Genomic DNA, 13,921 nt, shown 5'->3' on the forward strand with positions numbered 1-13,921 from the left:
CAGTTTGATCGATTTATAGAAATAATCTTTAAAAACAATATTTTCGTCTTTAACATCAAGCTCGAATTTAATACAATGATTAAGAGAGGACATAGAAATCACCTTTATTTATAAGAATTTGTGTGGAAACGATTTTTATTGAAGAGGTCTATGTCCTCTTTTTTGCAATAAAAAATCCTGTTAACAGCTTATCATATAGATAAGTCATCAACAGGAAAAATTATAGAGCCAAAAAATGGTGAGAGTTCAAGTCTCATCATTTTTCTTTTTGCGCTTGTCTTTTTAAAATATCACCAATTACGTCTTGCAAAGTAATTTGACTCATTTTAGTCAAAGCTGCTAATTCGATTTCATTATAAAAATCGTTAAGAGTATTTTGAATATTGCCGCCTACAATACACTGCGGATTGGTTTTAGGATCAACATGAAGCAGTGCATGATCCATATTGATTGCCTGGTAGACCTCTAGTAAAGAAATATCTTTAGAATCTTTCGCTAAAATAGGGGTGCGGCGCCTTTGCGTGTTTCAATTAACCCGGCTTTTCTTAAGTCTGACATTAATTGTCTAACTACACTGGGGCTAGAACCGATGCTTGCTGCAATTGCTTTACTAGATAGATCATTATTTTTCATTAAACTTTAGATAAAGAAAAGGGCTCACTACAATGTGTAATGAGTCCTTTCTTTATTTTCTTAACTTGTGCACTTTATGGGCTAGAACCATTTCTTTATTGCGATCTTCATAGATCATATCCTTGATGTAATTCCATGGGATTAACAAAGGCGTTTTGCTATTTTTACGGAAAATGAAGTCTGCGTGTCGTCTTTCCAAGTGACGCAAATATCTTTTAGCATTTTGAATCTTAGTATGGTGTTCCAAATGCAATCGTGGTTCGAAATCGACGATTTTGTGTTCAGCGTTGAAAATAGGTCTAACTTTATGGTGCCAGTTCTCAGCACTAGAGATATGATCGCTGACCTTTTTTCCGGCTTCTACGATATTCTCTTTGGTTGCTGGACTTTTCTGATCCTTAAACTCCGCATGTGGATCTAGATAGTAGTTGCCCAAACCATCTTGACGATAAAGTCGTATTTTCTTGAATGTCTTATTTTTCTTGTCCATTCTTACTTCGATAACGTCACCATTTTTGTGATTCATTAAATACATGTGATGTTTTCTAGTGTAATTTGCACTTTTCATGATCAGAAATCTCACCTCTACATTAATTATTCTGAAACGATATTATACCAGTATTTTAACTATATTTTTAATTTAATGGTATAAAAGTTGCTATTTTTTAGGAAATTAGACGAAAGGATGTAGCGTTTGGTTGTTATTTTCTATACGCCAGCATAATAAAAGGTATTCTCCTTTTTACAGCTGAAGACTATTATGTAATCACTAACTTATAATAAAATCGTTTAAAGCCGGGAGAAAAGGTGTTACGCTTAAGTAGGACGAGGTTATAGAATAATTATTTTAAAGTAATTAATTGTATACAAAAACATGCTTAGCTTCGGAAAAAGCTAAGCATGATGTCCCATAATATGAGTCGCTTGCAATTTATCTTGCAAGCGGCTTTTATTTTAGAAAAAAATAATAAATATTGCAAGAGTATTGATTTCTGTCTTTGTATAGAAAATAAAATTTATTTATTTTTAATTAAATACCCTTAAATTAATCGTGCGGTTTATTAACCGTATAGATAATTTTGGTACTCTTTTCAAACAATTTCTTTCATGGCAAAATATGACTTAGAAAAACAAAAAAGAAAAATCTTGCTGCAGAAAAGGGTTGTTGTGTTCGATAAGTACTGCAATTGGAGGATAGTCAGTTACTTAGACCTATTCGTAGAAGATGATAAATAAAGCTGCTCGATATTTGTTCGAGGAGCTTTTTGTTTTACCATAGAAATGAATCAAGTTAGGAAAGTGAATGCAATGGAAATATTTTACGAACGGGGATGCAAGCTTTTTTTCAAAAAGCATAAGAATGAACAAAAGCTAATTAAGAAGTTGATTGAACAAGCGATTGTCAAAGAGTTGGCAACAGGCATGAGCAAGGTGAAGGTGGCAGCACCAACGCGGATTGAAGGAAAGGCGATTTATGAATTTCGTTTAAATTTGAAAACAGCTGGTTCAGCGCGGATTGCTTTTGCGGTAAAGAACGAGCAAGTACTGGTTCTTTTGATTACTTCGAATTTGCAAAAGGATAGCTTTAGCCGCGAACTAGAAACTAGCTTGAAAGGAAGCAATTATGCGTTTAATTCCCGTTAAACAAGCTGAGACTTTACTTAAAAAGATCTGCAGTAATAAGAGTAAATATATAGAAATCAAGTTGTTAACCGCCAAAAAAGATCGGGCAATAAGTGTGAAAAGTGATGGCTTAAAACTGATTTTAATTGAAGCTGGCTATCTGCATTTTACTAAGGAATATGAATTAGCTGATACCGCTACTTGCCGTCATGCTGTTTTAGCTGCTTTCAAAAAAGAATTTCCGCGCAGTAGTCGTGCGTATTTAATCGCTAAATAGTATACTTTTCAGTAAAGAAAACGATTTAGTACAAGTCAGAAAGGAAGTCTTTTCATTGAAATATGCAGAAAAGTCACCCGCATTGTGGAATGCCATTCATCACGAAGAAGAGCGCCAACAAAACACGATTGAATTAATTGCTTCTGAAAATATTGTTTCTGATGCAGTTCGTGAAGCTCAAGGTTCAGTTTTAACTAACAAATATGCCGAGGGCTATCCCGGTCGACGCTATTATGGCGGTTGTCAATACATTGATCAAGTTGAACAACTTGCTATTGATTATGCTAAAAAATTATTCAATGCTAAATTTGCTAATGTTCAACCCCACTCTGGTTCACAAGCAAATATGGCTGTTTATCAAGCTTTGCTGAAGCCAGGCGATGTAATCCTTGGCATGGGCATGGATGCTGGCGGTCATTTAACTCACGGTGCCAAAGTAAACTTCAGTGGTAAAGAATATAGATCTTATAGTTACGGCTTAAATGTTGAAACTGAAGAGCTTGATTTTGATGCTATTCGTCAGATCGCCTTAGATGTTCATCCCCAATTGATCGTTGCTGGTGCTTCTGCATACAGCCGAATTATTGATTGGCAAAAATTCCGTGAAATTGCCGATGAAGTTGGCGCCTATTTAATGGTTGATATGGCCCATATTGCTGGTTTGGTAGCAACTGGCCAACACCCTAGTCCTATTCCAGTAGCTGATGTAGTGACGACTACTACGCATAAGACCTTGCGTGGTCCTCGCGGCGGCATGATTTTATCTAATAGTTTAGAAATTGGTAAAAAGATTAATTCAGCTTTGTTTCCAGGTATTCAAGGTGGTCCTTTAGAACACGTGATTGCTGGAAAAGCGCAAGCTTTTTATGAAGACTTACAGCCACAATTTACCGATTATATTAAACAAGTAATCAAAAACGCTAAGATAATGGCAGAAACTTTTGCTAAGTCTGACAATATTCGTGTAGTTTCTGGTGGTACTGATAATCACTTAATGATTATTGATATTACAGATACTGGGTTAACGGGTAAAGATGCACAAAACTTGCTTGATTCAGTTCATATTACAACCAATAAAGAATCAATCCCTGGTGATCAGCGCAGTCCTTTTGTAACTAGTGGTTTAAGAATTGGTACACCAGCAATTACTAGCCGCGGTTTTGATGAAGAAGACGCAAAAAAGACTGCTGAAATGATTATCGAAATTTTGTCTGATCCAGAAAATCCCGCAACGATTAATCATGTTAAAGAAGAAGTACAAACTTTAACTCAAAAACATCCGATTGAATAATTTTATAGGTAAAATTTGCCGCTCTGGTTCTCAGCTAGGGCGGCTTTTGTTATAATCTAAAGTTAAAAATATTGGAGTTAATAATTAGAATGAAGGAAATGTGATTATTTGGAGAAATTAAAAAGACATAAAATAGGATTGTTTTCAGCGATTATGCTAGCCTTGAATTCTTTGATTGGTTCAGGCTGGCTCTTTGGCTCAGGTTCGGCAGCTAAAATAGCAGGACCCGCCGCAATTTTATCATGGATTTTGGGGGCAGTAATTATTATTGCTATTGCTTTAACCTATGTAGAATTAGGGGCAATGTTTCCTGAAAGTGGTGGGATGAGTCGGTATGCTCAGTATAGCCATGGACCTTTGCTTGGCTTTGTAGCTGCCTGGGCTAATTGGATTTCATTAGTTACTTTAGTGCCAATGGAAGCTGTAGCTGCAGTTCAATATATGAGTTCTTGGCCATGGAGTTGGGCTAATTGGACTAAAAATTTCATCAAAGATGGCAATATTACCTTTGCTGGTCTGGGGGTAGTCATTATTTTTATGTTAATTTTTACGATGATCAATTTTTGGTCAGTTAAAATTATGACCCACTTTACCAATTTAATTTCGATTTTTAAGATTTTATTGCCTACATTAACGATTGTGATTTTAATTGCTTCAGGTTTTCATGGGCAAAACTTTGGCAGCAATTTGCATGACTTTATGCCTTATGGCAGCCGTTCAATCTTTGAAGCAACTTCAGTTTCAGGAATTATCATGTCATATGATGCCTTTCAAACGGTCATCAATATGGGTGGAGAACTAAAAAATCCGCGTAAGAATATTATTCGTGGAGTGCTAATTTCCATGTTAATTACTGCAGCTATTTATATCATGCTTCAGGTGACTTTTATTGGTGCCGTTGAGCCAAGTACATTAGCCAAAGTGGGTTGGCATGGGATTGATTTCACTTCACCGTTTGCGGATTTGGCAATTATTTTAGGAATCAATTGGTTAGTGATTTTGCTGTATTTGGATGCTTTTGTTTCACCATTTGGAACAGGAGTCGCTTTTGTGGCAACTGCGTCAAGAGCTTTAGCTGCAATGACTCACACGCGTCATTTACCAAAATGGTTGGGTCGTTTAAATCAAAAATATTTAATTCCGCGTTATGCGATGATCGCCGACTTTATTTTAGCGGTTATTTTAGTAAGTTTATTTAGAAACTGGAATTTATTGGCAACAGTTATTACGACTTCAACTTTAATTGCGTATTTAACTGGTCCAGTAACGGTAATGACCTTAAGAAAGAAAAGGCCAGACCTTGATCGACCATTTAAGCCAAATTATATGAAATGGCTTGCTCCAGTTGCATTTGTGATGACTAGTTTAGCTATTTATTGGTCAATGTGGCCAACTACGATTCAAGTAATTATCGTAATTGCGTTGGGCTTACCAATTTACTTTTATTATGAAATCCACTACCAGCATTCTAACTTGAAAGAGCAACTGCATAGTAGCTGGTGGATGCTGGGGTATTTGATCTTTATGTCAATCATGTCCTTTATTGGTAGTAGTGGCTTTGGTGGACAAGATTGGATTAAGTACCCGCTAGATTTTGTAGTTATTATCATTATTTCCCTTGGCTTTTATTATTGGGGCATTAAAACATGCTTAAAGAAGATTGATCCTTATGCTGAAAAGATTGCCCAAAATAAGGAATAGGAAAAAAACTGTTGAGATCTTTTTTTGATTTCAACAGTTTTTTTGCTAGTTATTCGTTTGATCAAGATATTTATTTAATACCCTAAAAACACCGTTATCATTGTTGCTTGGAGCGATAAATTTGGCTGCCTGCTTAACGATCTCCTGTCCGTTAGTCATCGCGTAGCTAAGACCAGCGAATTTTAACATTTCAAGATCGTTTTCACCATCACCAAAGGCAATTAATTCATTTTTGGGGATATTCAAATAAGCCAAAAATTCTTTTAGACCAGTTGCCTTATTTACGCCTGCAGGAATAATGTCCATGTAGTTCCAACCACTAGTTGTAACATGAATCTTTTCGGTGCTTCGACTGTTAAAGCCAGCTTCTAGTTCATGACGGATTTTACTTGGATAATCTAATGTGAGCTTAGTGTATTGGTCGTCAGCAGGGATTTCATTAAAATCGCTAATTTCAACACTATTAGGATAAAAGTAATAATGCGACCGTTTATATTCTGCGGGCGTACTCTTTAGAAAATATGAATGCTTAATTCCGCTGATTAAAGTGTTTTGAACAGCACCCGGATAGTGCAAATGCAAATAATCGATTAGATTTAGAATACATTTTTTAGAAAAATTAGTTGTACGAATAATTTTGCCATTGCGCACTAAAACTGCGCCATTATCAGCGACAAAGTCAATCGAATTAGCGAATTCACTGAAGTCGGCCGCTAATCGATCAGCTGGCCGGCCACTGGCAATAATAAATTGAACATCATTTTGGTGTAGACGGGTTAAAATTTTGTCAAACATTTGATGATCATATTGTTTTTCATCATTAACAAAAGTGCCATCGACATCAACAGCGACGGCTTTAAAGGGAAGAGTAGTCATCTAAATACCTCACTAAAAATTGATACCGATAACAGTTTACCATTTCTTGCAAGTGCTTACATAAGTTATTTATCATGATTAGTAACAATGAATTTGAAATTTACGAGGTAAAGAAAATGACACCATGGTGGAAAAAAGAAGTTGTTTATCAGATTTATCCTAAGTCATTTCAAGATAGCAATGGTGATGGCGTAGGTGATTTACAAGGAATTATTGCTCGTTTGGATTATTTAGAAAATTTAGGTATTGACGCCATTTGGCTTTCACCAGTTTATCAATCTCCTGGCGTAGATAATGGCTATGATATTTCGGATTACGAAGCAATTGATCCGCAATATGGCACAATGGCTGATATGGAAGAATTGATTCAAAAGGCTAAGCAGCATCATATTCGAATCGTGATGGACTTGGTGGTTAACCATACATCTGATCAACATAAATGGTTTGTAGAGTCACGCAAGAGTAAAGATAATCCATACCGTGACTATTATATTTGGCGTGATCCAGTTGAGGGGCATGAACCAAATGAGTTGAAGTCTGCTTTTTCAGGTTCAGCTTGGAAGCTTGATCCGGAAACGGGACAATATTATTTACACTTTTTTGCTGAGCAACAGCCTGATTTAAATTGGAAAAATCCAGAATTACGGCAAAAGATTTATGACATGATGAACTTTTGGCTGGATAAAGGAATTGGCGGCTTCCGCATGGACGTGATTGAATTGATTGGTAAGGATCCAGACAAGATGATTCGCGAAAATGGACCGATGCTTCATCCATATCTGCAGGAAATGAATAAAAATACTTTTGGCAAGCGTGATGTCATGACTGTTGGTGAAACTTGGAATGCTACGCCAAAGATTGCCGAAGAATATTCTGATCCTGCTCGCCATGAATTATCAATGGTCTTCCAATTTGAAAACCAAGCCTTAGACCAACAAGCAGGAAAAGAAAAATGGGATTTAAAGCCACTTGATTTGGGTGAATTAAAAAAGGTTCTGGTTAAGTGGCAGACAGAGCTTGATTTTAACCATGCTTGGAACAGTTTATTCTGGGAAAATCATGATATTCCGCGGGTGATTTCTCGTTGGGGCAATGATCAAAAATATCGGGTACAATGCGCTAAAATGTTTGCGACAGTTCTGCACTTGATGCATGGCACGCCGTATATTTTTAACGGTGAAGAAATCGGCATGACTAATTGCCCGGTAAAAAAGATTGATGAAGTTGAAGATATTGAGAGCGTGAATATGTATCATGAGCGCTTAGCACAAGGGTACGATAAAGATGAACTGATTCATGCCATCAATGTTAAAGGTCGCGATAATGCACGCAGACCAATGCAATGGGATGCAACTGAAAATGCGGGCTTTAGTAAAACTAAGCCATGGTTAGCAGTAAATCCTAATTATCAAGAAATTAATGTTAAAAAAGCTTTAGCTGATCCTGATTCAATTTTTTACACTTATCAAGAATTGATCAGCTTGCGTCATGAAAATGATATTGTAGTTAACGGTGATTTTAAATTAGTGCCTAATACTGGTGATGAAGTTTTGGCCTATTACCGTGTTTTAGGTACAGAAAAGTGGTTAGTAGTTGCTAATTTATCAGGTGAAGAGCAACAATTTACTTCTAATGATCGAATTAAAGAAAATTTGCTTAGCAACTATGCAGTTCACAATGATTTACATGATATTACTCTTAAGCCTTATGAAGCATTTGCAGTTGTGGTGAAGTAAAAATAGCTTGAATTACTAGCTTGAAGATGGTATTCTAGTTATCGTTAATCGATTAATCTATGATCTGTAATACGATCATGGCAAAGGAGTAATAAATTATGAAACAAGGTATTCATCCAGATTTTCAAAAAGTAGTTTTCATGGACTCAGCAACTGGTGCTAAGTTCTTAGCTGGCTCAACTTTGAAGCCATCAGAAACTATTGACTACGAAGGCGAAACTTACCCATTAGTACGTGTTGAAGTTTCATCAGATTCACACCCATTCTACACTGGCAAGCAAAAGTTTGCTCAAGCAGATGGTCGAATCGAAAAGTTCAACAAGAAGTACGGCTTAAAGAAGTAAACCTTTTATCTGGTGGAAGCAGTCCCATTGGGGCTGCTTTTTTCGTTAGAGATTATTTGGCAGAATGCCTGAAAGACAGTATAATGTTTTCTGTATAAAAATGTTTTTATGGGAGTAAATATTCAATGAAAATGCAAATGGCGGAAATTGCCAAGGCTTTAAATACTACTTGTGAAGGCGACGATCAAACTATTATTACTTCTGTTGCCTTTGACTCCAGAAAGATCACAAACGGTGGTTTATTTGTACCACTTGAAGGTGAACGTGATGGACATGAATTCGTAGCTGGTGCTATTAGTAATGGTGCTTCTGCTACTTTATGGAAAAAAGGTCATCCCAATAAGCCAGAAGATATTGCGGTAATTGAAGTTGATGATCCTCTTGCTGCTATGCAAGAACTTGCTCACTATTATTTGCGTAAAGTTAACCCGACTGTAGTTGGAATTACTGGTTCTAATGGTAAGACTACTACTAAGGATATGATTGCTGCTGTTTTATCTAAGCGGTTCAATGTACATAAGACACAAGCTAACTTTAATAATGAAATTGGCGTGCCAATGACTATCCTTGAGATGAAGCCAAATACTGAAATTTTGGTTTTGGAAATGGGAATGGACCGTCCTGGTCAATTGCATCACTTAAGTGAATTAACCCATCCTGATGTTGCTGTAATTACGATGATTGGTGAAGCTCATATTGAATTCTTTGGCAGTCGCGACAAGATTGCGGACGCTAAGATGGAAATCACTGACTTTTTACGTGAAGATGGGGAATTTATCTTTAATGGGGATGAACCATTACTTGAAGAAAGAGCTAAAAAGCTTGATCAAGCTAAAGCAACTTTTGGTTTTAGAGATGAAGATACAGTTCACGCTACTGGCTTTAAGAGCTATATGCATCACGCTACTTTTACAGTAAATGATTCAGAACAAAAATTCACTATTCCGATGATTGGTAAGCATAATGTGTCTAATGCGATGGCTGCAATTAGTGTTGGCCGTTACTTTGGTGAAAGTGATGAAGAAATTGCCTCATCTTTGTCAAACTTTACCCCAACTGCTAACCGTATGGAATGGGAAAAAGGTGATGCTGGTGAAAGCATCATGAGTGATATTTATAATTCTAATCCAACTGCTGTTAGAGCGGTTTTAACTAGTTTTGGCCAAGTCGAGGTCAAAGATGGTGGTCGTAGAATTGCTGTTTTAGGTGATATGCTTGAATTAGGTAAAAAGTCGCCGGAATTGCATGCTGGTCTTGCAGATACAATGGATCCCCAGATTATTAACGAAGTTTACTTATATGGCTCTGAAATGAAGAATTTATATGATGCTTTACAAGGCAAGTATGAGCCAGAACATTTGCATTATTATACACAAGAACAAACAGATCGAATGATTGATGATCTGAAGAACGATATTAAGTCGGATGACATTGTAGTATTGAAAGGTTCGCATGGAATGCACCTAGAAAATGTCTTAGCCCGACTGAGATAGGAGAAAAATTTTTTTGAAATTTTCAGAATTAGGATTAAATGATGCGCTTCTTAAAGCGATTAAACGTTCAGGCTTTGAAGAAGCAACTCCAATCCAGGAACAAACTATTCCCCTTGCTTTGCAAGGCAAAGATGTAATTGGCCAAGCCCAAACAGGTACTGGTAAAACTGCTGCTTTCGGTTTGCCAATTTTACAGATGATCAATAAAAAAGAAAAAGCAATTCAAGCAATTATTATTGAACCAACGCGTGAACTTGCTATTCAAACTCAAGAAGAATTATTCCGTTTAGGTCGTGATGAACACGCTCATGTTCAAGTGGTCTACGGAGGAGCAGATATTGGTCGTCAAATTCGCTCATTAAAACATCATGTACCATCAATTTTAGTTGGTACTCCAGGGCGATTGCTTGATCACCTTAAGCGTAAGACAATCAATTTGGATCAAGTTAAAGCAGTTGTTTTAGATGAAGCAGATGAAATGCTGGATATGGGCTTTATTCAAGATATTGAAAGTATTTTGAAATATGCTAAAAACCGGCAACAAACTTTGCTCTTTAGTGCAACAATGCCTAAGCCAATTTTGCGTATTGGTGAAAAATTTATGGATCATCCAGAGATTGTCCGAATTAAGGCTAAGGAATTAACGGCTGACTTGATCGAACAATATTTTGTCCGGGCCAAAGAATCCGAAAAGTTCGATATCATGTGTCGTTTGATTGATGTACAAGGTCCAGACTTAGCTTTGGTATTTGGTCGCACTAAACGCCGTGTAGATGAGCTTACACGTGGTTTGCAAGCACGTGGCTATAATGCTGCAGGAATTCACGGTGACTTGTCACAAGCACGGAGAATGGCTGTTTTAAAGAAGTTCCGTGACGGTAAACTAGATATTTTAGTGGCAACTGATGTAGCTGCACGTGGACTTGATATTTCGGGTGTAACGCACGTTTATAATTATGATATTCCACAAGATCCAGATTCATATGTCCACCGAATTGGAAGAACCGGGCGTGCAGGACAAAATGGTATTTCAGTTACTTTTGTAACGCCAAATGAAATTGGCTATATGAGAACCATTGAGCAGTTAACTAAGAAAAAGATGTCACCACTTCGTCCACCGACAGATGATCAAGCTCTGCATGGTCAATTAAAGCAGGCAAGAGCTGAAATCGAAGATTTATTGAATGGTGATTTGGGTAAATATACTCAAGGCGCAAGTGAGTTGCTTGATAATTATTCAGCACTTGACTTAGTTGCAGCATTTTTAAAGAATTTGGCTAAAGACGAAGTTAAAGTTAAGATTACACCAGAAAAACCTTTGCCATACAAGGGCGATGGTCGGCATCGTCGTGGTAAAGGTCGTGGTCGTGGCAATAATCATGGACGTGATGATTATCGCCGCCGGCGCAATAATAATTCATACCGTCATAATGGTAATCGTGGTAAACGTGGTCATGGCAATGGACATGAATTCGTAATTAAGAATAAAAAAGGCTAAAATTTTAGTCTGAGGAGAAGTTGTAATTTTTGCAACTTCTTTTTTGTATTATAATGGTGTCATTGTGTGAGGTGAAAACGATGATTAAAGGTGTAGGAATTGACTCAATTGAAGTTGAGCGGATTCAAAAAATTGTTGCTAAAGGTGATGCTTTTGCTAAAAAAGTATTAACACCCAATGAATTTAACCAATATCAAAAAATGAAAGGCAAGCGTAAGGTTGAGTATCTTGGTGGTCGCTTTTCATTAAAAGAGTCCTTCTCAAAAGCCTTAGGGACAGGACTAGGTAAGTATGTTGGCTTTCAAGATGTTGAAACCTTGTGGGATGATTTAGGTCACCCGGTCATGACTTCAACTAAGTTTGATGGAAATATCTTTCCAAGTATCACACATGATAATCACGAAATTATTACTTTTGTAGTTTTGGAGGAAAATTAATATGGTTCCAGGCTGTCACCGTCCAGCCGTTGTAAAGGTAAATTTGGGCGCAATTAGAAGAAATATTAAAAATGAAATGAAGCATTTGGCTCCAGAGCAAAAGATGTTGGCAGTTGTAAAAGCCAATGCTTACGGTCATGGCGCAGTTGAAGTAGCTAAAATTGCGATTGAAGAAGGAGCAGCTGGGCTTTGCGTTGCTATTTTGGATGAAGCATTACAACTTCGTCAAGCTGATATCGTTAAGCCGATTTTAGTTTTGGGCGTAGTTTCACCAGAATATGCTCCAATTGCGGCTGTTAATAATATTTCATTGACGATTCCCAACCTTGAATGGCTAAAGGAAACAGAAAAATATCTTGAAAAGGAACACTTGCAATTAAAGGTTCACATTGGCGTAGACTCAGGGATGGGACGGATCGGCTTCAATGAAGATGCTGATTTCGTTGCCGCTAACGAATTTTTGCAAGATAATGATAATTTTTACGTTGAAGGGATGTTTGCTCACTTTGCCTCTGCTGATAGTGCGGATGATACTTACTTTAAGCATCAAGTGAAGAAATTTGCTCATATGAGAAGCTTATTAACAGTAAAGCCACAATGGATTCATGTAGACAATACGGCAGCCAGCATTTTTGATAAAAATATTCCGAGCGATTGCGTTCGTTTTGGTATTGGTATTTATGGCTTAAATCCATCATCTAATCCATCTAGTCCTGATTTAAAATCATCAATTCCACTTGAACCAGCAATGTCATTTGAAAGTGAATTAACTCATGTTAAAATGATCCATCAAGGTGATGGTGTAGGATATGGGTCTACTTTTGTAGCAGATCAAGATACGGTAATTGGTACTGTACCGGTTGGCTATGCTGATGGTTTTATCAGAAAATTCCAAGGCTTTAAGGTTAAAGTTGGAGATGAATATTGTCCAATTGTTGGCCGGGTATGTATGGATCAATTTATGGTTAAGATGCCAAGAAAGATGCCAGTAGGAACTAAAGTAGTAATTATTTCGAATGACCCAACGGCGCCAAATAATATTAAGGCAGCTGCAGATTATGTTGATACTATTCACTATGAAGTGGCATGTTTGTTAAATGATCGCTTGCCGCGTGTTTACTATGAAAAATAATGGCTAATAAAAATGCTTCTAGATTTTTTTCTAGAAGCATTTTTAGTAGGATGATTAATTGTTAATCTTTTACAGGGTGTTCAATAAATACGCCTGGGTTTTCATCACTCATAATCGTCATGCCGGCTTGCAAATCTTCGATTTCAGAAACAACGAAACCTTTTCTTTGCAACTTGTCAACAATAGTTCGCATAGTAATATCTGAAACACCAGCAGGAAGGGTGAAGAGCGTTCTTCTAACAAAGTTACCCTCAAGCTCACCAGCTGCGGCGTCAAGTGTCATTACACTAGACATGTTAGTATGCTTAGATACGATTTTAGACATTTTGATTAAGTTACCACGAGTATTATCAGATAGAACAGTTAAAACGTATGAACCATTCTTAACATCCCATGCATCTGACAACATATCAAGCATTCTTGAGTGAGTAAGAATCCCGTAAAAATGATTGTCTTCATCAAGAACGGCAATATAAGGCAAGTCCTTAATATTGAAGAATACCTTGAAGAATGGTGAATTAACTTTAATTGTCTTAGTAGCATTCTTCAGTAAGTAAGTCACTGGTAAGTTCATATCGCCGCCTTGTGATTTATGCCGGTAGATGTGCATTTTGTAAATGTTACCGCGGAAAATAGTACCAGTATCATCAACGATCGGCACACATCTGTAGCCTGAGTCTTCCAAAACTTTTAAAGCTTCTGCTAATGTGGCTTTTTCATTGACTGTAGTTAAGTAATCTTTTTTAATAACTAAAGATTTAATAAGCATGAGTTCGCCTCCGAAAGTGAGAAATGTTTCAAATAATTATAGCATAATCGATGAGTTAATTAAATATTAATTAAAGTCCATCTAAAGTAACAACTATATTTTAACAATAGT

13 protein-coding genes and 1 pseudogene are annotated in these 13,921 nt (G+C 36.8%); 10 read left to right on the forward strand and 4 right to left on the reverse strand.

From position 1 onward, the window contains the following. Positions 1–256 precede the first annotated feature (256 nt). Positions 257–633, reverse strand: a pseudogene (locus Q0Y84_RS03070) (Rrf2 family transcriptional regulator). Between the two features lie 52 nt (positions 634–685). Further along, the gene (locus Q0Y84_RS03075) at positions 686–1,201 is read right to left on the reverse strand and encodes a hypothetical protein (protein WP_005718512.1); all 516 of its coding nucleotides are present in this window, start codon (positions 1,199–1,201) and stop codon (positions 686–688) included. Positions 1,202–1,941: 740 nt separating this feature from the next. Between Q0Y84_RS03075 and Q0Y84_RS03080 the strand changes: the two genes are divergently transcribed. The 4 genes from Q0Y84_RS03080 to Q0Y84_RS03095 all read left to right on the forward strand — a co-directional run bounded on the left by Q0Y84_RS03080 (position 1,942) and on the right by Q0Y84_RS03095 (position 5,525). Beyond that, on the forward strand, positions 1,942–2,277 hold the full coding sequence (locus Q0Y84_RS03080; protein WP_297950712.1) for a hypothetical protein: 336 nt from the start codon (positions 1,942–1,944) through the stop codon (positions 2,275–2,277). Further along, positions 2,258–2,533, forward strand: a complete 276-nt coding sequence (locus Q0Y84_RS03085; protein ID WP_297950714.1) for a hypothetical protein — start codon at positions 2,258–2,260, stop codon at positions 2,531–2,533. Before Q0Y84_RS03080 ends, Q0Y84_RS03085 begins: the two co-directional genes overlap by 20 nt. A gap of 55 nt (positions 2,534–2,588) precedes the next feature. Continuing rightward, a complete protein-coding gene (gene glyA / locus Q0Y84_RS03090; RefSeq protein WP_297950716.1) occupies positions 2,589–3,824 on the forward strand; it encodes a serine hydroxymethyltransferase in 1,236 nt (411 codons plus the stop codon). A 108-nt stretch (positions 3,825–3,932) separates the two neighbouring features. Further along, positions 3,933–5,525, forward strand: coding sequence for an APC family permease (locus Q0Y84_RS03095; protein WP_297950718.1), 1,593 nt, complete (start codon positions 3,933–3,935; stop codon positions 5,523–5,525). Positions 5,526–5,570: 45 nt separating this feature from the next. Here the strand turns inward: Q0Y84_RS03095 and Q0Y84_RS03100 are convergent, their stop codons facing one another. Then, the gene (locus Q0Y84_RS03100; protein ID WP_297950720.1) at positions 5,571–6,401 is read right to left on the reverse strand and encodes a Cof-type HAD-IIB family hydrolase; all 831 of its coding nucleotides are present in this window, start codon (positions 6,399–6,401) and stop codon (positions 5,571–5,573) included. A gap of 116 nt (positions 6,402–6,517) precedes the next feature. Here Q0Y84_RS03100 and Q0Y84_RS03105 point away from each other — a divergent pair, with 116 nt between their 5' ends. From Q0Y84_RS03105 to alr, 6 genes are all read left to right on the forward strand, one after another. Continuing rightward, the gene (locus Q0Y84_RS03105; RefSeq protein ID WP_297950722.1) at positions 6,518–8,137 is read left to right on the forward strand and encodes an alpha-glucosidase; all 1,620 of its coding nucleotides are present in this window, start codon (positions 6,518–6,520) and stop codon (positions 8,135–8,137) included. A 98-nt stretch (positions 8,138–8,235) separates the two neighbouring features. Beyond that, the gene (locus tag Q0Y84_RS03110) at positions 8,236–8,481 is read left to right on the forward strand and encodes a type B 50S ribosomal protein L31 (protein WP_065990107.1); all 246 of its coding nucleotides are present in this window, start codon (positions 8,236–8,238) and stop codon (positions 8,479–8,481) included. A gap of 125 nt (positions 8,482–8,606) precedes the next feature. After that, positions 8,607–9,974, forward strand: coding sequence for a UDP-N-acetylmuramoyl-tripeptide--D-alanyl-D-alanine ligase (gene murF, locus Q0Y84_RS03115; protein WP_297950725.1), 1,368 nt, complete (start codon positions 8,607–8,609; stop codon positions 9,972–9,974). 13 nt (positions 9,975–9,987) lie between these two features. Further along, a complete protein-coding gene (locus Q0Y84_RS03120) occupies positions 9,988–11,472 on the forward strand; it encodes a DEAD/DEAH box helicase (protein WP_297950727.1) in 1,485 nt (494 codons plus the stop codon). A gap of 80 nt (positions 11,473–11,552) precedes the next feature. Continuing rightward, positions 11,553–11,909: a holo-ACP synthase gene (acpS, locus tag Q0Y84_RS03125; protein ID WP_057726261.1), complete on the forward strand. Its 357-nt coding sequence runs from the start codon at positions 11,553–11,555 to the stop codon at positions 11,907–11,909. A 1-nt stretch (position 11,910) separates the two neighbouring features. Beyond that, complete coding sequence (gene alr, locus Q0Y84_RS03130; RefSeq protein WP_297950731.1) at positions 11,911–13,041, forward strand: alanine racemase; 1,131 nt, start codon at positions 11,911–11,913, stop codon at positions 13,039–13,041. Between the two features lie 61 nt (positions 13,042–13,102). On the opposite strand, the gene cbpA is transcribed toward alr, so the two are convergent. Next, entirely contained in the window at positions 13,103–13,810 is a 708-nt protein-coding gene (gene cbpA, locus Q0Y84_RS03135) for a cyclic di-AMP binding protein CbpA (RefSeq protein WP_005721098.1), read from the reverse strand. Between the last annotated feature and the right edge of the window lie 111 nt (positions 13,811–13,921).

Source organism: uncultured Lactobacillus sp. (assembly GCF_947367125.1).
Lineage (GTDB): Bacteria > Bacillota > Bacilli > Lactobacillales > Lactobacillaceae > Lactobacillus.